Origin of the sequence: Flavobacterium bizetiae, assembly GCF_024271895.1 — a bacterium.
In the GTDB taxonomy this organism is placed as follows: Bacteria; Bacteroidota; Bacteroidia; order Flavobacteriales; family Flavobacteriaceae; genus Flavobacterium; species Flavobacterium bizetiae.
On sequence record NZ_CP091861.1, the window covers coordinates 5,716,502 to 5,739,280 of the forward strand.

23 protein-coding genes and 1 tRNA gene are annotated in these 22,779 nt (G+C 33.3%); 11 read left to right on the forward strand and 13 right to left on the reverse strand.

What is annotated here, in order from left to right:
- Window positions 1-139: 139 nt before the first annotated feature.
- Complete coding sequence (locus L0669_RS23500) at window positions 140-1,021, reverse strand: PPK2 family polyphosphate kinase (RefSeq protein WP_263760353.1); 882 nt, start codon at window positions 1,019-1,021, stop codon at window positions 140-142.
- A gap of 226 nt (window positions 1,022-1,247) precedes the next feature.
- Here L0669_RS23500 and L0669_RS23505 point away from each other — a divergent pair, with 226 nt between their 5' ends.
- The 9 genes from L0669_RS23505 to L0669_RS23545 all read left to right on the forward strand — a co-directional run bounded on the left by L0669_RS23505 (window position 1,248) and on the right by L0669_RS23545 (window position 7,779).
- Entirely contained in the window at window positions 1,248-1,925 is a 678-nt protein-coding gene (locus L0669_RS23505; RefSeq protein ID WP_263760355.1) for a hypothetical protein, read from the forward strand.
- A gap of 24 nt (window positions 1,926-1,949) precedes the next feature.
- Window positions 1,950-2,786 (forward strand): DUF6929 family protein, encoded by an 837-nt coding sequence (locus L0669_RS23510; RefSeq protein WP_263760357.1) that lies wholly within the window; start codon window positions 1,950-1,952, stop codon window positions 2,784-2,786.
- A gap of 11 nt (window positions 2,787-2,797) precedes the next feature.
- On the forward strand, window positions 2,798-3,268 hold the full coding sequence (locus L0669_RS23515; RefSeq protein ID WP_263760359.1) for a hypothetical protein: 471 nt from the start codon (window positions 2,798-2,800) through the stop codon (window positions 3,266-3,268).
- Between the two features lie 363 nt (window positions 3,269-3,631).
- Entirely contained in the window at window positions 3,632-4,132 is a 501-nt protein-coding gene (locus L0669_RS23520; RefSeq protein ID WP_173970612.1) for an RNA polymerase sigma factor, read from the forward strand.
- A 2-nt stretch (window positions 4,133-4,134) separates the two neighbouring features.
- A complete protein-coding gene (locus L0669_RS23525; protein WP_263760361.1) occupies window positions 4,135-5,100 on the forward strand; it encodes a hypothetical protein in 966 nt (321 codons plus the stop codon).
- A gap of 90 nt (window positions 5,101-5,190) precedes the next feature.
- A complete protein-coding gene (locus L0669_RS23530; RefSeq protein ID WP_263760363.1) occupies window positions 5,191-5,598 on the forward strand; it encodes a TonB-dependent receptor plug domain-containing protein in 408 nt (135 codons plus the stop codon).
- Window positions 5,599-5,737: 139 nt separating this feature from the next.
- Complete coding sequence (locus tag L0669_RS23535; protein WP_263760365.1) at window positions 5,738-6,325, forward strand: LURP-one-related/scramblase family protein; 588 nt, start codon at window positions 5,738-5,740, stop codon at window positions 6,323-6,325.
- A 112-nt stretch (window positions 6,326-6,437) separates the two neighbouring features.
- Window positions 6,438-7,154 carry a 3-ketoacyl-ACP reductase gene (locus L0669_RS23540; RefSeq protein ID WP_173970608.1) on the forward strand — a complete coding sequence of 239 codons (717 nt, stop codon included), beginning with the start codon at window positions 6,438-6,440 and terminating at the stop codon, window positions 7,152-7,154.
- 115 nt (window positions 7,155-7,269) lie between these two features.
- Window positions 7,270-7,779, forward strand: coding sequence for a hypothetical protein (locus tag L0669_RS23545; protein ID WP_263760367.1), 510 nt, complete (start codon window positions 7,270-7,272; stop codon window positions 7,777-7,779).
- A 334-nt stretch (window positions 7,780-8,113) separates the two neighbouring features.
- Here the strand turns inward: L0669_RS23545 and mtaB are convergent, their stop codons facing one another.
- The gene (mtaB, locus tag L0669_RS23550; protein ID WP_263760369.1) at window positions 8,114-9,448 is read right to left on the reverse strand and encodes a tRNA (N(6)-L-threonylcarbamoyladenosine(37)-C(2))-methylthiotransferase MtaB; all 1,335 of its coding nucleotides are present in this window, start codon (window positions 9,446-9,448) and stop codon (window positions 8,114-8,116) included.
- Window positions 9,449-9,951: 503 nt separating this feature from the next.
- On the opposite strand from mtaB, the gene L0669_RS23555 reads away from it, so the two are divergent.
- Window positions 9,952-10,470 (forward strand): hypothetical protein, encoded by a 519-nt coding sequence (locus tag L0669_RS23555; RefSeq protein WP_173971709.1) that lies wholly within the window; start codon window positions 9,952-9,954, stop codon window positions 10,468-10,470.
- A 99-nt stretch (window positions 10,471-10,569) separates the two neighbouring features.
- On the opposite strand, the gene L0669_RS23560 is transcribed toward L0669_RS23555, so the two are convergent.
- The 11 genes from L0669_RS23560 to hisS all read right to left on the reverse strand — a co-directional run bounded on the left by L0669_RS23560 (window position 10,570) and on the right by hisS (window position 21,075).
- Window positions 10,570-11,097: a GNAT family N-acetyltransferase gene (locus tag L0669_RS23560; RefSeq protein WP_263760371.1), complete on the reverse strand. Its 528-nt coding sequence runs from the start codon at window positions 11,095-11,097 to the stop codon at window positions 10,570-10,572.
- 12 nt (window positions 11,098-11,109) lie between these two features.
- Window positions 11,110-11,913 carry a Cof-type HAD-IIB family hydrolase gene (locus L0669_RS23565; protein ID WP_263760373.1) on the reverse strand — a complete coding sequence of 268 codons (804 nt, stop codon included), beginning with the start codon at window positions 11,911-11,913 and terminating at the stop codon, window positions 11,110-11,112.
- A 75-nt stretch (window positions 11,914-11,988) separates the two neighbouring features.
- Window positions 11,989-12,207: a putative signal transducing protein gene (locus tag L0669_RS23570; RefSeq protein WP_072961853.1), complete on the reverse strand. Its 219-nt coding sequence runs from the start codon at window positions 12,205-12,207 to the stop codon at window positions 11,989-11,991.
- Window positions 12,208-12,311: 104 nt separating this feature from the next.
- Complete coding sequence (locus L0669_RS23575) at window positions 12,312-12,977, reverse strand: DEAD/DEAH box helicase (protein ID WP_173971705.1); 666 nt, start codon at window positions 12,975-12,977, stop codon at window positions 12,312-12,314.
- A 46-nt stretch (window positions 12,978-13,023) separates the two neighbouring features.
- Entirely contained in the window at window positions 13,024-14,187 is a 1,164-nt protein-coding gene (locus L0669_RS23580) for a sigma-54-dependent transcriptional regulator (RefSeq protein ID WP_263760375.1), read from the reverse strand.
- Between the two features lie 108 nt (window positions 14,188-14,295).
- Entirely contained in the window at window positions 14,296-15,612 is a 1,317-nt protein-coding gene (locus L0669_RS23585) for an ABC transporter permease (protein WP_263760377.1), read from the reverse strand.
- Window positions 15,613-15,690: 78 nt separating this feature from the next.
- The gene (locus L0669_RS23590) at window positions 15,691-16,620 is read right to left on the reverse strand and encodes an ABC transporter ATP-binding protein (protein ID WP_263760378.1); all 930 of its coding nucleotides are present in this window, start codon (window positions 16,618-16,620) and stop codon (window positions 15,691-15,693) included.
- Window positions 16,621-16,782: 162 nt separating this feature from the next.
- Complete coding sequence (gene dnaJ / locus L0669_RS23595; protein WP_173971701.1) at window positions 16,783-17,895, reverse strand: molecular chaperone DnaJ; 1,113 nt, start codon at window positions 17,893-17,895, stop codon at window positions 16,783-16,785.
- A gap of 80 nt (window positions 17,896-17,975) precedes the next feature.
- The gene (locus L0669_RS23600; protein WP_173971700.1) at window positions 17,976-18,554 is read right to left on the reverse strand and encodes a nucleotide exchange factor GrpE; all 579 of its coding nucleotides are present in this window, start codon (window positions 18,552-18,554) and stop codon (window positions 17,976-17,978) included.
- Between the two features lie 467 nt (window positions 18,555-19,021).
- A tRNA-Trp gene (locus L0669_RS23605) sits at window positions 19,022-19,092 on the reverse strand.
- A gap of 555 nt (window positions 19,093-19,647) precedes the next feature.
- Window positions 19,648-21,075: a histidine--tRNA ligase gene (gene hisS, locus L0669_RS23610; protein WP_263760380.1), complete on the reverse strand. Its 1,428-nt coding sequence runs from the start codon at window positions 21,073-21,075 to the stop codon at window positions 19,648-19,650.
- 202 nt (window positions 21,076-21,277) lie between these two features.
- Between hisS and L0669_RS23615 the strand changes: the two genes are divergently transcribed.
- A complete protein-coding gene (locus tag L0669_RS23615; RefSeq protein ID WP_173971698.1) occupies window positions 21,278-22,522 on the forward strand; it encodes an ABC transporter permease in 1,245 nt (414 codons plus the stop codon).
- Window positions 22,523-22,779: the final 257 nt, after the last annotated feature.

The following is a 22,779-nucleotide window of genomic DNA, read 5'->3' on the forward strand; positions in this document are numbered from 1 at the left end:
AAAATGACTTCGATATTATCAAAAAAATAAGACTATGCATAAAATCACGTCTTTATGCAAAAAAAATTAACATTAAATTAGTAATACAAAACATTCATAAACTTACAATAACATTGAAGCAAAAAAAAGAGCCTTATTTCTAAGACTCATTTTCTAACTGTTTTTTATAAATTCCTATATTTTCCTGAATATCCTCAGGCAGCTCAGGTTCCTTAATATCAGTATGTTTCTGCATTACTTCCCATATAATTTTGGCTACAATATAACGCGCCATTTCTTTATCATCAGCAGGAACAATATACCACGGAGCATCTTTAGTCGATGTTTTGTTTATTGCCTCTTCATAATATTCCTGATATTCATCCCAATGTCCGCGTTCCTTCAAATCTCCCAAAGAAAACTTCCAGTTATGTTTTTCCTTTTCCAGTCGGCGTAATAATCTTTGGCGTTGCTCCTCTTTACTTAAATGCAAATAAAACTTTAGCACAATAATTCCGTTTTGCGAAATATGCTTTTCAAAGTTATTAATTTGTTCTATTCTGTCTTTCCAGAAATCTTTCGGAATATCTTCAACCGTTTCAATTCCCGGCAAATTCTCCGCCAAAATAAATTCAGGATGCACACGTGTTACCAAAACATTCTCATAATGCGTACGATTAAAAATTGCATACTTTCCTTTTTCAGGCAAAGCCATATAATGTCTCCATAAATAATCATGCTCTAACTCTGTCGAAGTTGGCGTTTTAAAACTATGCACCACAACACCACGCGGATTAAACTCCTTAAAAACCTCCCGAATCAAACTATCCTTGCCCGAAGTATCCATGCCCTGCAAGCAAATCAAAACGCCGTATCTGTTATGAGCATACATCGTATCTTGCTGTTTGCTCAATTTCGATTGCACCTTATCCAGCTTTTCAATCTTGTCATCATCATCACCATTTACCTTTAGCAAAGTCGGAATTTTAGATAATTTTATTTTATCAGTAACTTTAAAATCATTCGGATCTATCGATTTCATATATCTTTCATTTTAATTATTATAAATATACTAATTTTACGAAGCATATTCCTGCTATTCATTACAATACTTTTCGATAAACTGTTTTTTTCCAAAGCCATAACAAGAGCTTCCTCCGGTCGCTTTGTTCTGTCAGGAAAAAATACAATTTCTCTTCAAAGTATTTTCATTGCTATCAGGGCTAGGCATTGGTTTTTAAAAAGACCTTCATTAAACCGAAGAATATATGATGATTCAAAGAATTTTAGTTTTCAGTATTTTATTTATAACATTAATTGCAAATTCACAAACCGATAAAGAATATAGCATAGATCAATTAACTTCTAATTTCATTAAAGATCTCCAATCAAAGAAAATTGACACAATCTGCATTTATGAAAATTATTGTGTTGGATGCGAACGAACATATGATGCCTCTAAAATATATGACGAAGAAACTTGCACAGATGAACTAAAATACGAACCCGCATATGTTTTCTGGAAAGAAAAGGGAACAACATTTTTAACAAAAATAAATACCTGTTTCGAATATCGTGGAAGCATTGTCTCAAAAAATAATTTTTGGGATATTTATTTTTCAAACAAAAATCTAATCCAAAAAGAAATTATAAAACCATTTGAATATAAAATTTCATCTAATAAAAATAAACAAACATCAACTTTGAGAGCTTCCCATTCAAGATATCAAGTTTTCAAAATGATCAATAAAAATAATGCAGTAATAAAGGTCTTCGATCATTTTAAATTAAAAAAAACAAACGAAAATTTCTCAAACGAAACATTATACAATATAAACTACGAGCACAACATCAACTTAAAAAGTAAATTAATCATTGACATTCTTGAAAGAATAACATCAGAAGCAGAAAAAAACAATATATTTAAAAAGATAAAGTCGAGATAAAAAAGCTTTCAAAATAAAACATTCATGGAAAAATTCACATTAGAAATATTATTTCAAATCATAGGCATCGGTTCTGCATCAGGATTATTTTTCAATAACGATTCATTATATATCATTGGCGACAACAGCGGATTTTTATACGAATACAATATGCAAAATCAGCAATTAAACCAACATGCTTTAATTGATAATCCAACACAAAATATCCCTAAAAACTTAAAACCAGATTTTGAATCCCTAACGCATCATAACGATACCTTATTTGTATTTGGTTCCGGATCTACCGAAAACCGAAACAAGATGATTGAGTTCGATCTAAAAAACAAAAAGGTGTTACAAAAAAATAATCTGGTCGATTTATACGGTTTAATGCAAAGTTTTGGCGAAATAAAACCGGAAGATTTTAATCTTGAAGGTGCAATCTTCGATGGCGAAAACTGGTATTTATTCAATCGCGGCAACGGAATCTCAAACAAAAACACCATTTTTACCATTCATGCCAAAAGTTTGGGAGAAGAATTTGCATTGGTTGCTACCAATTATAAATTGCCAAAAATAAAAGGCATTCGTTCCAGTTTTACCGATGCCATTTTGGTCGAAGATAAAATCTATTTCCTTTCAACCACCGAAGACACCAAATCAACTTACGACGACGGAGAAATCTTAGGAAGTTTCATTGGCCGAATCGATCTTAAAACCATGAAAATAGATTTTACGCAAAAAATCACCTCAACCAATAAATTCGAAGGATTGACTTTCTATAAAAAAGAAAACAACAAAATCGAGTTTTTGCTTTGTGAAGATAATGACACTGACTTGTTAGAAACTAAAATTTTTAAGTTGACCTTGCCGATTAAGTAATAATAACTTTCATGAGAAAAATACTTCTTCCTTTGTTAGTAATTATCATTCTTTTGAGTGGCAGTTATCTATTTTATAATTTTAAAATAAATAAAACAAAAAAGGAATATTATAAAAAGCTATCACCAAAAGATTTAGATCCAAAATCATTCATTGAACTTTTTAAAGAAAGATATAATAAAACACCAATAAATAGTATATCTATGGTGGGGGATTTTCCTGAAAATTGGGTAAAATCAAATGATGTCGAATATTTAATGTCGATTATGAATTCTCGTGAAAAGTGTTGTGGGTATATGAATGTATTTTCCTCTTTTATTTCGAATGAAAATGCTGAGGTTGGAGGTTTTGCAATAATTTTTTTAAACTCTTATATCTCAAATACTAAAATTAATTTGGGTTTGAATTGTAATCCCAAAACAGATGAAGAATCTGTTAAAAAAATAGAAAATTGGTATAGAAACATGAAAGATAAAAATTAATCTCAGTTTTTGTCATTACAAGGAACGAAGCAACTACACTAACAAAAGCAAATTTGCTAGTCAAAAAAAATACTGGATGAGATTGCTTCGTTCCTCGCAATGACTCCTATAATAATGTAGAGAAGCACAGTAGTGCGTCTCGCGCAAAGAATATCCGCCAATAAAACAATAAAACGAAGACGCATTGGGCGAAGACGCACAGCAGTGCGTCTCTACAAAAAACCTCTGTACCTTTGAACCTTTGCCACTTAGAACCTTTAAAAAAAATTTAATAACCGTCCCAACCTTTTTATCTTTTTAACCCTCTTTAGTATAAAGACAACAATTGTGATAAACGAAACGCTAATTTCTAACTGCAAAAAAATGAACCGAGATGCTCAGCGTCAGGTTTATGAGCATATGGCTCCAAAATTGTATCGCCTTTGCAAACGATACCTAAAAAAGGAAGAAGAAATAGAAGAAGCTATGGCTGACGCTTTCTATACCATATTTACAAAACTGGAACAACTAAAAGAAGTTCTGGCTTTTGAGGCCTGGGCGCGAAAAATAACGGTTAACCATTGTTTGGCAACCATCAAGAAAAACACCAATTTTAATATGTATCTTGATGATGTTAAATTGCTTTCGCAACCTTTTACGGATGAGATCAATACGCTGGAAGAAGAAGATTTACTTAATTTACTAAACCATATACCAGACGGCTGTAAAACTGTTTTTAACCTTTTTGTTATAGAAGGTTTTGGCCATAAAGAAATTGCGGCAATGCTAAGCATTTCTGAAGGCACATCAAAATCACAATTGAATGCCGCTAAAACCAAGCTAAAAGATTTAGTAAATAAACTGTATTACCAAAAAGCAAAATAGTCATGGACAATCAAGATAAAATATTCGATAAATTTAAAAAAGCCGCAGAAAACTCGGAGCAAAAGGACTTTCCCGGAATGGATAAAGTTTGGGCCCGTGTTGAAGAAAAACTCGATAAAAAAGAAGACAAAAAAGCGATCTCATTATGGAAAAAGATTGCCATTGCAGCTTCTGTATTATTACTAATTTCGATAGGATCTCAGTTTATAAAATCAGATAAGGTAATGAATACTTCACGTGATGAAGTTGTCGTTACCGAATCAAAGGATGAAATGAATCAAAATTCTGATATAGAAAAAAATAGTACCATTGTTTCATCAGAGTCACCAATAGTACCAAAAGCCGAGGCTGCTAAAATTTTAGACAAACAAATAAAACGACAACAAGAGGTCGTAGCAAATGGCTATGAAGCCCCTGCTTATTATGAGCCTGCAATATCTCAATCTGCTAGTGCACCTGTTGCTGACGCTGTTGTTACTGCACCAATAGAAGAAGATCATTCAACCGAAAATGAAAATGCGCTTTCTAAAGACAAAGCTGTTCAGGGTTACAGTTCCTATAAAACCACAGAAAGAGAATCGGCCAGAGTTGGGTTTTCAGATAAGCAACCGCAAATGGCAAAAAAAAGTACTCCATTAATTATCCTTAACGGAAATGCAATATCACACAGCGACGATGCAAAACGAGATCAGATGATGCAGAGAGAACTTCCTAATTTGCAACCCGAAAATGTAGATTCTTTAGTAGTTTTAGATGCTCCGTTATATATTATAGACGGGATTTATTATTCTGAAAATGATTTATTTGGTACAAACCCAACAAGTCCTTATGCACCTTTGAACAAACAGGAAATTAAAACCATCACTGTGCTTCAGGACTTAGAGGCCACCTCTAAGTATGGCGATAAAGGAAAAAAAGGTGTTGTAATTATTACAACAAAAACAGGAAAACCAACTCCTAAAAAATAGAATAAAAACTCAGAATTCAATCTTAAAATCTTTGTCAGAGTTCTCAACTTTGACAAAGATTAGTTCCAAAATTTATTTAAAATTTCGATCATGAAAAACATAAAGTTTATTTCATTAGCATTTTCTATGCTTATATGTTTCGTAGCGAAAGCGCAGGAAAAAACAATTTCTAAAGACCATATAGAAAAAAAGCCTACAGAAATAGAAACCAAACCTTTTACAAAAACAAAGGACACAATTCCTGCAGTAAAAATTCCTTCAAATTTGGTTCAAAATAAAACTTCAACCATAAGAATTGTATGTTCAAAATCTATTTCAAATGTAGATGAACCACTATACATTTTGGACGGAACTTTGATAAGTGCAAATAAATTTTCTAAAGTAAATCCTAACGATATTGAAAGCATTAAAGTTTTGAAAGGAATCGAAGCGACTTCTATTTATGGAAGCAATGCTATGAACGGAGTTATTATTATTACATTAAAAGAAAAAGAATAACGATTTCAATTTCGTCAATTTCAAACCTATTTAATATTGATTTATTAACAAAATTATTTTTACATTTGACCTCCTTTTGAAAATCCTTCAAAACTTATTCAAGTAAAAAAAAATACAAATCAACATCAAATAAAATTTAATGAACCCTATTTTAAATCAAAATCTATTTCTTGTAAAAGAACATATCGGAATGTTTAAAGCTGCTAACAATTATGACATTTATGATCCTGAAACCAATCAGATTATAATGAATTGCAGAGAAAATAATCTGGGCTTTTTTACTAAAGTATTCCGCTTTACAGATTATAAAAGAATGACACCTTTTGATATTGAAATTACAACTGCTTCGGGCGAAAAATTAATTTCGGTAAAACGTGGTATTGCCTGGTTACGTTCGACTGTTGAAGTTTTTGATGAGAAAGATCGTTTAGTGGGAACCTTTAAACAAAAATTATTTTCGATTGGTGGAAAATTTGAAATTCTGGACAAAAACGAAAAAACCGCAGCAACACTTCAGGGAAAATGGACGGGTTGGGATTTTAAATTCAGCCATGAAAATAAACAATTGGCTCAGGTAAGCAAAAAATGGGCAGGAATGGGTAAAGAGTTTTTTACCAGCGCTGATAATTATGTACTGCAAATCGAAGAAAGTGTCACACCTGACAGTCCGCTTAGACAATTAATTCTGGCGGCAGTAATGTGTATCGATATGGTTCTGAAAGAATAAATAAGTTGTTAAACTTAGATTAAGAAAATAACTTAAAGCATCGTTTTAGGAAGCAAAAACTGTATTTTTGTGTTACTAAAATGATGCTTTTTGCATTTCTAAAAAATAAATCATGACAGACTTAAAAAATAAAAATGCCTTAATTACCGGAGCTGGAAAAGGAATTGGAAAAGCGATTGCAATCGCACTTGCTAATGAAGGTGTAAACGTAATTTTAGTTTCACGAACTCAGGCTGATGTTGATCAATTAGCAAAAGAAACAGCTGCTTTGGGCGTAAAATCTTTGGCTTTATCTGCTGACGTTTCTGATATTAACTCTATTAATAGTGCTGTAGAAAAAGCTTTCGCTGAATTTAAAACAATCGACATTTTAATTAATAATGCCGGTATCGCTGCTTTTGGAAATTTCATGGAATTAGAACCAACTGCGTGGGAAAAAATCATTCAGGTAAATTTAATGGGAACGTATTATACAACACGCGCTATTTTACCTAATATGATCGAAAGAAAAACAGGTGATATCATTAATATTTCTTCGACAGCGGGACTAAACGGAAACGCATTAACAAGTGCTTATAGTGCATCGAAATTTGCTGTTCTTGGATTAACCGATTCTTTGATGCAGGAAGTGAGAAAACACAACATTCGTGTTACAGCTTTAACGCCTAGTACGGTTGCTACAGATTTGGCTCTGGACTTAAAATTAACTGACGGAAACCCGGATAAAGTAATGCAGTCTGAAGATATTGCCGAATTAATTATCGCGCAATTGAAGTTAAGCCGTCGTGTTTTTATTAAAAACAGTAGTATCTGGTCTACGAATCCTTAAAAGTAAACAACTAAATTTCAAACTTTTAAATTCCAAATTCCAATTCCCCGAGTAGGTTAAAATTTCAACAAATTGGAATTTGGAATTTTTAAATTGGAATTTTAAAAAAAATAAGATGGAACAATATTTAAGACAATTAATTGCAATAGAATTTACGGATAAAAAAGAGATTTTTACCGGGTTCCTTATTGATTATTCTGATGACTGGATTTTGCTTCGAAATAATCCCGAAGATTTTATATTGGATGGTTATGTGATTTTGAAAAACAAAAACATCGAAGAAGTTCACAGAGATCATGATCTTCAATTTACTGAAAAAGTAATTCGCCTGAAAGGTTTAAAAACAAATGCCGAGGATATTATTCCTATTCGCGATTTGAGTTCGATCCTTAATTATGTGAATAACAAATATGGTATTTTTCAGATTTCGAAAAAATCAGCTAAATCAGCTTATTTAGGAAAATTACTGGAACTAAACGACGAAGAACTTACTATTGACTTCTTGGATATAAAAGGTCAGTTTGGTGGTGAATTGAGTTTTAATCCAGAGAAAATCAGGGTTATTGAGTTTGATACGGATTATATTAATTCATTGAAGTTGGTGATTCCTGAAGATCAGAAGTAACTTTTATTTTAAAAACAACTAATATTCAACTTTGTCAAAGTTTTAAACTTTGACAAAGTTATCGAAAACAGAAAAGCCCTTTTTTACAAAGGGCTTTTCTGTTTTTTTTGTCATTGCGAGGAACGAAGCAATCTCATCGCGTATATCTTTGTGATTATTATTAGTGTGGTTGCTTCGTTCCTCGCAATGACAAATCGCACGGAAATATTATTATGACAATGATTGCCCTAGCCCCGATAGAAGTGGAAATCCTTTTGTGCCGGTGTTCGGCACAAAAGATTGGAACGGATAGCGGGATTAGCTCCTGAAAAAAAATAGTTTTATCAAACTAGATTTAAACCTCAGCCAATTTATTTAAAAACTCTAAACGAACGCTTCCGTCTTCGTCGATTTTTGTTAAGTTGATTTCTTGTAATGTATTTACTAATTCAGGATTCCAAGGTGTTTTTACTTTTACGTAATTTTCGGTGAAACCGTGAATGTATCCTTCTTTATTTTCACTTTCGAACAAAACAGTTCTGTTAGATCCTAATTGACTTTCGTAAAAAGCACGACGTTTTTTAACGGATAATCCGCGTAACATTTTACTACGTTTTGCTCTTACGTTGGCAGGAACAATTCCTGGCATATTGGCTGCTTCTGTATTATCTCTTTCAGAATAAGTGAATACGTGCAGGTATGAAATATCCATTTCGTTAAGAAAATGGTAGGTTTCTAAAAAGTGTTCATCTGTTTCTCCAGGGAAACCAACAATTACATCGACACCAATACACGCATGTGGCATTACTTCGCGAATTTTGTTTACACGTTCTGTATATACTTCACGTAAGTAACGGCGTTTCATTAATTTTAAAATATCATTGCTTCCGGATTGTAACGGAATATGAAAATGCGGAACAAATGTTCTGCTTTTAGAAACAAATTCTATCGTTTCGTTTTTCATTAAATTAGGTTCGATTGATGAAATTCTCAAACGTTCGATTCCGTCAACTTTATCTAAAGCCTGAACTAAATCAAGAAAAGTATGTTCGTGTTTTTTATTTCCGAATTCTCCTTTTCCGTAATCTCCAATATTTACTCCGGTTAAAACAATTTCTTTGATGTTTTGAGCTGAAATTTCTTTGGCATTTTGCAAGACATTCTCTAAAGCATCACTTCTTGAAATTCCTCTTGCTAACGGAATGGTGCAATACGTACATTTATAATCACATCCGTCCTGAACTTTCAGGAAAGCACGGGTACGATCTCCAATAGAATAACTGCCTACATAAAAATCAGCTTCGGCAATCTCGCAAGAGTGAACTTCTCCCATGTCGTTTTTGCTCAAATCGTTGATATAGTCGGTAATTTTAAATTTTTCTGTAGCGCCCAAAACTAAATCGACACCATCAACTGCGGCCAATTCTTCGGGTTTTAATTGTGCATAACAACCTACTGCTGCAACAAAAGCCTTATCGTTGAGTTTCATTGCTTTTTTTACCACCTGCTTAAATTGCTTATCAGCATTCTCAGTAACTGAGCAGGTATTAATAACATATATATCGGCGATTTCTTCAAAATCAACACGGTCAAAACCTTCGTCATTAAAGTTTCTGGCAATTGTAGAAGTTTCTGAAAAATTCAGTTTGCAACCAAGCGTATAAAAGGCAACTTTTTTTCTATTTTCCATGAGAATAAACTACGTTTTAAGTAGTAAGATATTATATTTACATCTCTTTTAAAGAGTTTGCAAATTTACGTACAATATTCTTTAAAATAAAATCAATAATGTACTATATATCAATATTTTGAAGCAAACCAATATTTAGTCTATCCTAAAAAACTATAGGTTAAACCAAACAAATAAGAAATAAATTTTATTTATAAAAAAAGTAATTCTTAATTTCAATAAGAATAAAATGACAAAATTATCGATTAAATGCAAATATCATCGATTAAATACATTTTTTTATCGATTAAATTCAAATTTTCTTACATTTAACTTTGTTTAATTCGTTCATAAAAACTAATTTCACCTGCTATAAAAACAGTGCGTAAAAATTATATTATTTAAACAATAAATCGGCATAACAATTTTGATTTTCCCTCGTTATGTTGTTGTTTTGTTGTTATAAAAAATGGGAAGGCCGAAAACCAGAAAGAGTAGGCGAAAATTATAAATTAAAAATCCATATGAAAGCATTTTTACCCACAATCTGCTTGATGTTCTTAACCATTTTTAGCTCGCAAGCGCAAACTGCTGCTCCAGCTGCTAATCCATTTCCTTCTATTAGTACATTGACAACTTGGGCGAGCTTAAACTCTCAATCTCAATTTGATATTGCAATCCGTGCGGTTGGATTTAAATTTGAAGTTAAAGAACCGAGTGAAGGCTCAACAGCTTACACTTATATTCGTAAAGTAACGGTAAATGAGGTAAATTATACTGATAGAATTGTTTATAGAATTACTAATAATAATTCAGCAAGTATTATTTCATTAGTTACAGCTTCTACTGATTTAGTAAGTTTGTATACACCGCAATTGTCGACTTTTAAAAACAACAATTGTAAAACTGAAATGTCTAAAGACAAAAACACTACTTGTACTTGTTACGAAAGTGCCAATTTTGCAATCGATCTTTGCGACGAGCGTGTAAAACTAACAATGGGTGACGGAAATAAATATTTTGTTTCTGTAGCTAAAAAATAATTCTAATAGTAAGTATTAGAATCTACGAGCTGTTTTCTAAATCTTTGTAATTCTTAACGAGATAAGATTACAAAGATTTAGAACGCATTTCTTAGGTGTTTATAGGTTTGGATTTTTTAACTCGTACCAAACTTCCAGTTCTCCTTCATATTCAAAAGAATTCACATAGCGCAAACCAAGCTTTTCCAGAATTTTTCTTGAGTTTTCATTTCCAGCATCTGCATAAGCATACAATGCTTCTACTTTCATTTCATTAAAAGCATAATCTATAAAAGCTTTTCCGGCTTCGGTAGCATATCCTTTTCCCCAATGTTTTTCGATGAAACGATATCCAATTTCATAAAAATCTTTATGATTATTGATTTCATTTGTAATGAATTTTATTCCGGACCATCCTAAAAATTCATTGGTTTCTTTTAAGATTACTGCCCAGCGGCCTGTACCAAAATTTTTATATTGCTGATGAATAAACTCAACATAAGCACGACATTCATCAATATGAGTAACTGGTTTATTCCCTACAAACAAATGCACATTTGGATTAGATTCTAACTCGAATAATCCATCAACATCTGAAAAAAGCAATTCTCTTAAAAGTAAACGGTCGGTTTCTATTGGTTCTTTCATCTCAAAAACAATTTAGTTTAAAATAAAACGCTGCACTACTTCGGCAACTCCGTCATTATTATTTGAGGCTACAATAAGATCAGCTCTGTCACGCAATTCTGGCGTTACATTATCAACCCAAACTCCAAGTCCGGCATATTCTATCATAGTAAGATCGTTTCCTGCGTTTCCTACAGCAATAATTTCACTTTGATGAATGTTTAGCTTTTCAGCCAGAAGTTTTAAACTCGCCGCCTTATCGATTCCGTTTTGAGCAGCTTCTAAAAAGAAAGGTTTAGACATCGCAACACTCAAATGAGGCATGGTAGCTTTTAAGTCAGCTTCGACTTCTTTCAGATAAGAAGGTTCTGCCAATAAAATACATTTTACAGCAGGTTTAGTAACTGCTGCTTTAAAATCTGGAACTTTATTGTGTGGTAATCCCGTAATTTCTTTTTCGATGTCGATGTATTCCGAATCGGTTTCGCTTACAATTTCGCCATTAATATAGGTAATGATGTGCGTTTTCATTTTTACACTATAATCGTATAAATCATGAATTTGTTCCGGAGTTAAACATTGCTCAAACAATACAAGATCATCTTTTACCGTGCTGATTATAGCTCCATTAAAGGAAATAATATAAGAGTCATATAAATCAAGCTGCAATTCTTTAGCATAAGCTGTCATTGCTGATGTTGGACGGCCAGAGGCCAAAACTACATGAACTCCTTTTACCTGTGCTTCGAGAAGTACTTTTTTATTTAAATCTGAAATTTTATGATCGTCTGTCAACAAGGTATCATCCATGTCGAGCACTAGCATTTTATATTGCATATTTTTTAGTTTTCAGTTTTCAGTCGCAGTAAACAGTTCTCTACTGAGACTGAAAACTGAGACTGAAAACTTCCTTTAGATACTCATTCTGAATTCTTCAATAACCGGATTTGCTTTTGCAAAATCTGTTTCCTGAATAAATACCTCAACCGCTAAATCAGATTGTCCAAAACCTCCTAAACGAGCAGATTGAATATTATCTTTTTTAGTCGTTTCTACTCCTGCTTCTTCTAATCTTTCTTGTAAAGCAAGTGCCAAAACTTCACTTCCTGAATATACTTTCATTAATCCCATAACATTCTATTTTTGTAATTATTTTGAATTTATTTAGTTTTCAGTCGCAGTCACAGTTTTCAGACTGCGACTGAGACTGTGACTGCGACTGAAAACTGCCACTTTTATTCCTCTTCCTGAATATCGTCTTCTTCCTCGTCAAGTTCTTCTTCACCTTCTTCATCCATATCAAACAAATAAGGCTCAAGCATCATTTTATCAGCCAAAATTTCGATACGTTCTGTCAATGTTTCAGCAAAAATAATACGTTGCGTTTTTGTGATACTGTTCGAAATACGCATGATTTTAGTTTCATGACGTAATTTTAAGATAGGATCTGCATCATCAATAATAAACATTTTCAAGCGGTTTACATTATAACCTGCGGTCGTAAACATATCGCTCAGTTTATTTGGCGTACCAATTAAAACATCAATTCCTGTCGAAATGTAGTTTTTATCATAATCCATATCACCTTTATCGTGCACACCGTAAACTTCAAGATTAGAATATTTTCCGTACTTCTCGAAAAGCGCTTCCATTTCTAACACTTTGGCTTTATCTTCAACAAAAATTAAAGCACGTGGAGATTCTTCTGTATGACCTGACAATTGCTGAATAACATTCAATACAATTGTAGTCGATTTTCCGCTTCCTGCCGGAGAAAGAATAATGCAATCTGCACCACTTTTTATCGTCGAAAAAGTTTCCTGCTGCAAAACATTTGCCTCAGTTAAACCATTTTCGATTAAAGCGTCTTGTAATTTTTCGTTTATTTTTTTTAGTTTCATATTCTAATTTTAGATTTATGATTTTAGAATTTAGATTCTAAAATCACTATTTGCTTGCAAACATTGTTACGTCGGTTTCAGAAATTTCGTTTCCTCCTAAAATGATTAATCTTTCGACTACATTTCGAAGTTCACGAATGTTTCCAGTCCAGTCGTATTCTTGCAATAATTTTATGGCTTGCGCCGAAAATACCTTCACCACGTTTCCTTGTTCTGATGCAATTTTTTCAGCAAAATGTCTGACCAAAGCCGGAATATCATCACGTCGTTCGTTTAATGGCGGAACTTTAATTAAAATTACAGCCAAACGATGGTACAAATCTTCGCGGAAACGGCCTTCAGCAATTTCAGTTTTCAAATCTTTATTGGTTGCAGCCACAACACGAACATCGACTTTAATATCTTTTTCAGCTCCAACTCTCGTAATCATACTTTCCTGCAAAGCTCTCAATACTTTGGCTTGCGCCGAAAGACTCATATCACCAATTTCATCTAAGAAAATAGTTCCTTTATCTGCTGCTTCAAACTTTCCTGCACGATCTTTTACAGCTGATGTAAAAGCGCCTTTTACGTGACCGAACAATTCGCTTTCGATCAATTCACTTGGAATCGCCGCGCAGTTTACTTCAACTAACGGAAAATTAGCACGTTCGCTTTTTTCATGTAATTGATGTGCTACTAATTCTTTTCCGGTTCCGTTTGGTCCCGTAATCAAAACTCTGGCTTCGGTTTGAGCCACTTTATCAATCATCATTTTAATATGATTAATTGACTCACTCTCGCCTATCATTTCGTAATTCTTGCTAACTTTTTTCTTTAGGATTTTATTTTCAACTACCAGTTGTTTTTTGTCTAAAGCATTACGAACTGTATTTAGTAAACGATTTAAATCAGGTGGTTTTGAGATATAATCAAAAGCGCCTAAACGCATGGTATGAATTGCAGTTTCCATATCGCCATGACCAGAAATCATAACCATAGGAATTTCAGGTTTAATTTTTTTTGCTTCTTCTAAAACCTCAACACCGTCCATTTTTGGCATTTTGATATCGCACAAAACCAAATCGTAATCGTTGTTTTTTATTTTTTCCAAACCAGCAACTCCATCCTCTGCTTCATCTACCTGATACGTATCATTTTCTTCTGATAAGATTTTTACCAAAACTCTTCTGATCGATGCTTCGTCTTCTATAATTAGTATTTTGCTCATTTCTTTTGAGGTTCTAAGGTTCTGAGTTGCTAAGGTTCTAAGGTTTTCCTACAAGAAGCTAAAAAACTTAGCGTCTTAGTACCTCAGAACCTTAGCAACTTAAAAAAATTAATATTTAAGCCATTTATACAATTCCTTCCAGGTTGGTTTTTTGCCGTACATCAAAATACCAATTCGGTAAATTTTTGCGGCGAACCAGACAACAAGGAAAAACGTAGCAAACAATAATGATACCGAAATTGCAATTTGCCACCACGGCACTCCAAACGGAAGTCGCATTAACATTACGATTGGCGATGTAAGCGGAATCATAGAAAATACAACCGCAATTGTTCCGTGTGGATCATTGACAACTGTAAAAAATCCGATGTAAACACTTAAAATAAGCGGCATTAAAATAGGCAAAAGAAATTGTTGAGAATCGGTTTGATTGTCAACTGCTGCTCCAATTGCTGCATAAAACGAACTGTATAAAAAGTATCCTCCTATAAAATAAATTACGAAACCAATAATAATACTGGCAATAGGCAAATTCCATAATTCACTAATATACATTTGAGCTGTTCCTGTCATTTCTTGTTGGGCTGACTGCATTAATTCTGGCGAAATTCTGGCCGTTGGACCAACATTTACTCCAAAAAATGCCGAAGCCGCATACATTAATCCCAAACCAATAATGGCCCAGATCATAAATTGTAATAATCCCGCAAGCGATGTTCCGATGATTTTACCAATCATTAACTGAAATGGTTTTACCGATGAAATAATGATTTCAATGATTCTGTTTGTTTTTTCTTCAATCACGCTTCGCATTACCATATTTCCGTAGATGATAATAAACATCATGATCAAATAACCAAATGCTCCGCCAATACCTATTTTGATCTCATTTAAACCTTTTAGACTTTCTTCGCCAGAAGCTTTTATCAAATGAATATTAACCGCCGATTGTGCTTTTTGAATCGCTAAAGTATCCAGTTTTGCTGCATCAAGATTTATTTTGGTAATTTTATCTGCAATAACATCCTGCGTTTTTTCAATAAAAGAAATACTCGGACTATTATTCGAAATAAACTCAATTTTACTTTCTAAATCTCTTAGATTATTTGTTTTTGGAATGACAATTAAACCGTCAAAACTTTCATTGGTGATACTGTCTTTTAATGCTTTAGTGTCAATTTCAGATAAGTTAAGATATTTAAATGCTGCATCTTTTTTATTCTGTTTTACAAAATCATTTGCAAATAAACCCGTTTCGTCATGAATTGCGATACGTTTCGTTTCGGCTTTCATCGAACTCAAATACCCAATAAATCCAGCAATTGCGACAAACAATAACGGACTTAAGAAAGTCATGACAACAAAAGATTTATTACGAACTTTTGCAATAAACTCTCTTTTTATAATCAACGAAATGATGCTCATAAATATATTAATTTTCAAATTCCAAATTCCAATTTGGATCGCTCTCACATTGGAATTTGGAATTTATTTTTTGAAATTTTAATTTTTGTTTTCAGTTACTGTTTGAATAAAAATATCGTTTACACTCGGTATTTTTTCTACGAAATGTGTTACTTGTCCGCGTTGTGTTAAGATATTCAATAACTCATTTGGTGTTGCATTACCAATCTGAATGTCTAATTTTAGATCATCATTTAATGATTTAAAACTTGCCGGCGAAACGGTAAACTTTTGTGTGATATCGTACATTAAACCTTCGACATTATCGGTCAGAATTCCCACCTCAAAACTATTGGTTCTAAACTGACGTTTTACATCGCTAAGTTTTCCTTCGATTAATTTATTCGATTTATGAATTAAAGCAATATGATCACAAAGTTCTTCAACACTTTCCATTCTATGTGTAGAAAAGATAATTGTTGCACCTTGTTCTTTTAATGCCAAAATTTCATCTTTGATTACATTTGCATTTACAGGATCAAATCCGGAGAAAGGCTCATCAAAAATCAATAATTTGGGTTTATGCAATACGCAAACCACAAACTGAATTTTTTGTGCCATTCCTTTCGAAAGTTCCTGAATCTTTTTATTCCACCAACCCTGAATTCCTAAACGTTCAAACCAGTATTCTAACTGCAATTTTGCTTCCGCTTTAGTAAGTCCTTTCATTTGTGCCAAATACAAACATTGCTCTCCTACTTTCATAGAAGTATACAATCCTCTTTCTTCAGGAAGATAACCAATAGTCTGCACGTGTTTGGGCTGCAATTTTTCTCCATCAAGAATTATTTCACCACTATCCGGTAAAGTAATTTGATTAATGATTCGGATAAGAGAAGTTTTTCCGGCTCCATTAGGTCCTAACAGGCCATAAATACTGCCTTTTGGTACATTTAATGAAACTTCGTTAAGCGCTACATAATCACCGTATTGTTTTACGACTTTATGTACTTCGAGTAAGTTGCTCATGCTATATTTAAGATTTTCTGCTTCAGTTTGATCATTATGATCAACAGCCTGTAAAAGTAAATAATTCGTAGCGAATCTTTGTATAATTACGCAAAAAACCCATTCTAAATTTGCATTAGAATGGGTTTTAAAATTTATATGCTCTTTTTTGAAAAGTTTAGTTTATGAAAACATATCTTTTACTTTCTCAAAAAATGATTTTTCTGATTTTTCAGGGCTCGGAATAAAATGATCGTCAGTTAAAGCATTTTCAAAAAATTGTTTTTGCTCTTTATTCAACGTTTTTGGTGTCCATACATTTACGTGAACCAATAAATCTCCGCTTCCGTAACCGTTTATACTTGGAATACCTTTTCCTTTTAGTCTTAAGATTTTTCCGGATTGAATTCCTTCTTCTAATTTAATACGAACTTTTCCGTTTATTGCTTCGATATCTTTAGAAACTCCTAAAACTGCTTCCGGGAAACTGATATACAAATCATAATGAACGTTTTCTCCTTCACGTTTCAGGAATTCGTGCTCTAATTCTTCGATAGCTACAATTAAATCTCCCGGAATACTATTTCCCGGAGCATCGTTTCCTTTATTAGAAACTTTCAATTGCATACCATCAACAACTCCAGCAGGAATTTTAATTGATACTGTTTCATCTTCCTGAACCATTCCCTGAGCATCTGCTTCAGATGGTCTTTTATCTAAAATCTGACCAGAACCGCCACAAGTAGGACAAGTTGACGCAGATTGCATTCTTCCTAAAATAGTATTCGTAACACGCATTACCTGCCCCTGACCATTACAAGTCGAACATGTTTTGTATGTTACTCCTTTAGCCTGAACTTTACGTTTTACTTTTACTTTTTTCTCAACACCATTTGCAATTTCTTCTAAAGTCAGTTTTACTTTAATTCGAAGATTACTTCCTTTAGCACGACGAGGGCCTCCGCCTCCGCCTCCACCGAAACCGCCAAATCCGCCTCCAAAAATATCACCAAACTGGCTGAAAATGTCATCCATATTCATACCACCATGGCCACCACCAAAACCTCCAGAACCATCAAAAGCCTGGTGTCCGTATTGATCGTATTTTGCTTTTTTGTTAGGATCGCTTAAAACTTCATAAGCTTCTGCAGCTAATTTAAAGTTTTCTTCTGCCTCTTTGTCGCCTGGATTTTTATCCGGGTGATATTTCAATGCACTTTTTCGGTACGCTTTTTTAATTTCAGCAGCGTCAGCATTTTTTGAAATGCCAAGTATTTCGTAAAAATCTTTTTTCATAATTGAATAAATTCCAAATCTTAAATTTTAAACTTCAGTAATTTAAACTCCTGAACTTCAAAACATTTTATTTGCATTTTTTAGTTTCCGGTAACAACTTTAGGGTAACGAATAATTTTGTCTCCTAATTTGTATCCTTTTTCAATAACATCAACAATTTTCCCTTTTAATTTTTCAGACGGAGCTGGAATTTGGGTAATTGCCTCAGCAAAATCAGCATTAAAAGCATCACCTGCTCTTACTTCAATTTGCTCTAAACCTTTAGAAACCAAAGTATTTTTCAATTTTTCATGAATCAACTCCACACCTTTTTTAAGGTTTTCATCTTCAGATTTGTTGATTTCTACAATCGCTCTGTCAAAATCATCTAAAACAGGCAGCATTGCTACTAAAACATCCTGGTTTGCAGTTTTAAACAAATCGATACGCTCTTTTGAAGTTCTTTTTTTGTAATTTTCAAATTCAGCAAATAATCTCAAGAATTTATCTTTTTCTTTTGCAAGGTCTTGAGCCAATTGCTCTTCAACACTTAATTCTTCAACAATTAATTGTTCACCGTTTGCATTGTTCTCTAACGTTACATCATCTAATTCCTGATCGAACTCTGTATTTTCCGTAGTCATATTACTTTTATTTTTAAAAATATTCTTAAACTTCATTTTTTATTCTTTCTGTTGGATTGCAAAAGTACTGCCAAATCTTAGAAAATGTCAAATTGTCACTTTATTAAAAATGAGACTATTAAAAATCTAAAACGAACGAATGAAATTTAGTATAATTTTAAGACTATTACGTTTTAGTTTATAGTAAATTTGAGTTCCAAAATTGGAAATTAAATTATCACCAATCAAAATTGAATTTAAGGGTTAGCTTCGGCTTTATAAATAATTATTAATTCAACTTTACCTTATATTAAAAAAAGCTTCGCCTATTTCAGACGAAGCTTTTTTTTATGCTTTTTGACAAAAAAATTATCGCAAGGAACGCTAGGATTTTTTAGTCCTGGATTTTAAAACAAAAAAGTTCGCAAGCTTTATATTGATTTAGCTTTGCGAACTTTTCTTTTTCTTAAAAATATCTTAGATTAATTCCTTGCACTCTTTGCGGTAAAAAATAAATCTTATTGCACGGGCGGAGGGATTCGAACCCCCATCAACGGTTTTGGAGACCGCTATTCTACCCTTGAACTACGCCCGTAACTTGGTCGCAAATTAAGTGCTTTTTTTTCTTTCTCACCAACTATTTTAAGCAAATTTAAAAAAGATTTAAGCTCACGAACGCTAACAATTCAGTAACACAATCATCCCCAAAGCTTTGCAGAACTTACATTTTTTTTTATCAGAACGACAACTTTGCGATATTAAACGCAAAGGACACTAAGATTTTTAAAGCTATGGTTTAATAAAAACGCAAAGTAAAATTAAATCTTAAAACACTTATAATTAATCTGCCACGAATTCACGAATTATTCATCAGCAACAAACTCAAAACTTTGCGAAATTAACCGCAAAGTGCGCTAAGATTTCTAAAGCTATGGTTCAATAAAAACACAAAGTTCGCAAAGCTGTGTGTTTATAGCTTTGCGAACTTTGTGTTTTATATGCGTAAATTAAAATTAAATCTTATCGCCCTTTGCGGTTAATCCAGCCCAAAATTCACGAATAAAACAAAAAAATCTTTTTAATCTGTGTAATCTGTGGCAAAAAAACCTTTGCACCCTTTGCGGTAAATTCCACCACGAACAAAATAGACTTAAGCCAATAAAGCAGCTTTCAATCCTTCAAAATCAACAGAAATTTGTTCTCCTGAAATCAGATTTTTAAGCGAATATGAATTTGCTGCAATTTCCTGTTCTCCGGCAATTACCGCAAACGGAATCAAGCGCTTATCTGCGTACTGAAATTGTTTCCCCACTTTTACATTATCAGGATACAATTCTACTTTTATATTTTCTTGTCTTAATTTCTGAATAGCCTGCGAAGCGTATAAAGCCTCAGCATCTCCGTAGTTGATAAACAATGCTTTTGATGTTGCTGCAACAGTTTCCGGGAATAATTGCAATTCTTCAAGAACCAGATAAATACGATCTAGACCGAAAGAAATTCCAACACCACTCATATTTTTCAAACCAAAAATACCTGTTAAGTCATCGTATCTTCCACCGCCGCCAATAGAACCCATCGAAACAGTTTTTGGCGCCGCTACTTCAAAAATAGCTCCGGTATAATAGTTTAATCCACGAGCAAGCGTTACATCGAGATCTAAAGTTGCAGTTGCCAAACCTAAAGTTGCCACATTGTCACAAATAAATTTCAATTCCTCTACTCCTTTCATTCCTTCTTCAGATTCCGCTAATAAATCTGAGAGTTGACTAATCTTATCTGCAAACGTTCCTGAAAAGTTAAAAAGCGGCTGAACTTTCACCAAAGCCTCTTCAGCAATACCTTTTTCGATCATTTCTTTTTTCACACCATCTTCGCCAATTTTATCCAGCTTATCAAGAGCCACTGTAAAATCGATCAATTTATCAGATGCGCCAATTACTTCGGCAATTCCGGATAATATTTTTCTGTTATTGATTTTAATCGTAACACCTTCTAAACCTAAAGACGTAAAAACAGTATCGTACAATTGTACCAATTCTACTTCCTGCCACAATGATTTTGAACCAACAACATCGGCATCACATTGGTAAAACTCTCTGTAACGCCCTCTTTGCGGCCTGTCAGCTCTCCAAACCGGTTGAATCTGGTATCTTTTAAAAGGAAACTCAATTTCGTTTTGGTGTTGCACCACGTATCTCGCAAACGGAACGGTTAAATCGTAACGTAAAGCTTTCTCCGAAATTTTTCCTGTAAATTTATTCAGCTCAATTCTTTGATCAAGACTAATTGTCTCGGCCGAATTAACTTGCAGAGATTCTAAAGATTCCGGCAATTCAATTTTATTTTTATTGAAGAAAAAATTACCCGAATTCAATATTTTAAAAATCAAACGATCACCTTCTTCTCCATATTTACCCATTAAGGTATCTGAATTTTCAAACGAAGGAGTTTCAATCGGTTGAAAACCAAATTTTTCGAAATTATTTTTTATGGTCTGAATAATATATTGACGTTTTGACACCTCTGCTGGCGAAAAATCTCTTGTTCCTTGTGGTATGCTTGGTTTTGAAGCCATCTTTCTGATTTTAGATTTTTAGATTTTAGATTTTAGATTATTTTCTAATCTTACCTCATAAACTCTTTTACATTAATTATATTGGGATTTTAGATTTACTATTAATCATAAATCGACTGCAAATATCTTATTTTTTAAAATAAATAATGCCAGTTCGAAAACAAACTTGTAACAAAAAACGTATTTTCGTGACAAATTGGTCATGATGCTAAAATTATTTAAAGAAAATATCCGAATTGCTTTTGGTTCTATCAAAACACAATTATTGCGTACTATTCTTACCGTTTTAATTATCGCTATCGGGATTACCGCTTTGGTAGGAATCTTAACGGTGGTAACAGCACTTGAAAATACAATTTCGACCAATTTTGCTTCAATGGGAGCCAATACCTTCAACATTAACCAATACGAAAACAATCTTAAAAATCGAGGAAGCAACGAACGTGAAATCGTCAATCCTATTATTTCGTATCCTGAGGCGGTTGCTTTCAAAAACAAATACAAATATCCTTTTAGCGAAACTTCTTTATCTTTTACAGCAACCAAAACCGCCGAAGTAAAATATCTCGACAAAAAAACCGATCCGGAAATTACCATTTTAGGTGTCGACGAGCATTTCATCTCTAACTCAGGTCTGGAAATAAGTCTGGGACGTAGTTTCAATCAATTTGACATCGACAACAATACATATTCCTGCGTTGTAGGATCTGATTTTGAGAAAGGTTTATTAAAAGATGTCAACCCAATCGATAAAATAATTTCGATTCGTGGCGCACGTTTTAAAGTTATCGGAGTCTTAAAAGAAAAAGGATCAACATTTGGCAATAGTCAGGATTTACGCGTTTTAATTCCAATTCAGGTAGCGCGTTCCCTATTTACTGCACCCAATATCAATTATACCTTGAGCGTAATGGTGGGCAAAAAAGAATTTCTTGACGAAGCTATCGACAATGCCACAAGCACAATGCGACGCGTACGAAAATTAAGTCCAACGCGCGATAATAATTTCGGAATTGGCCGAAGCGATGATTTGATCAATCGTATTCTGGGCATCACAAAATATTTAGGCTGGGCATCCTGGATCATTAGCGTTATCACTATTTTAGGATCTTCTATCGCCTTAATGAACATCATGATCGTTTCGGTTACAGAACGTACACGCGAAATAGGTGTTCGAAAAGCTTTAGGAGCCAAGAAAATTACAATTGCCGTACAGTTTTTTATCGAAACTTTATTAATCGGACAAATAGGCGGATTAATTGGTATTATAATCGGAATCCTTTTAGGTTTTGCTATAGCAACTGCAATGAGTTTTGCATTCGTGATTCCGTGGGTCGCTATTTTTGCCGCTTTCGCAACCAGTTTTACCGTTGCCATTGTTTCAGGCTTATATCCCGCTATAAAAGCCTCAAAACTAGACCCTATCGAAGCTTTGCGTTACGAATAATTTTTTACTTTTTAGTCACAGTTTCTACATTGAATATTTGAAGCAGAAATTAATTGATTTAAAAAGACCAATTGTCCCGCTATTCGTTACAATCTTTTATGCCGAACAACGGCATAAAAGGATTTTCACTGCTATCGGGGCTAGATTAGAGCTTTTATATTCTTAAGAACTTTGTCCTTGCAGGCATTAAGTTTAAGCTGTTGATTTTTATCCTACTGAGCAACAACTAATTTTCTTATCATTTTTGATTTAAGCAC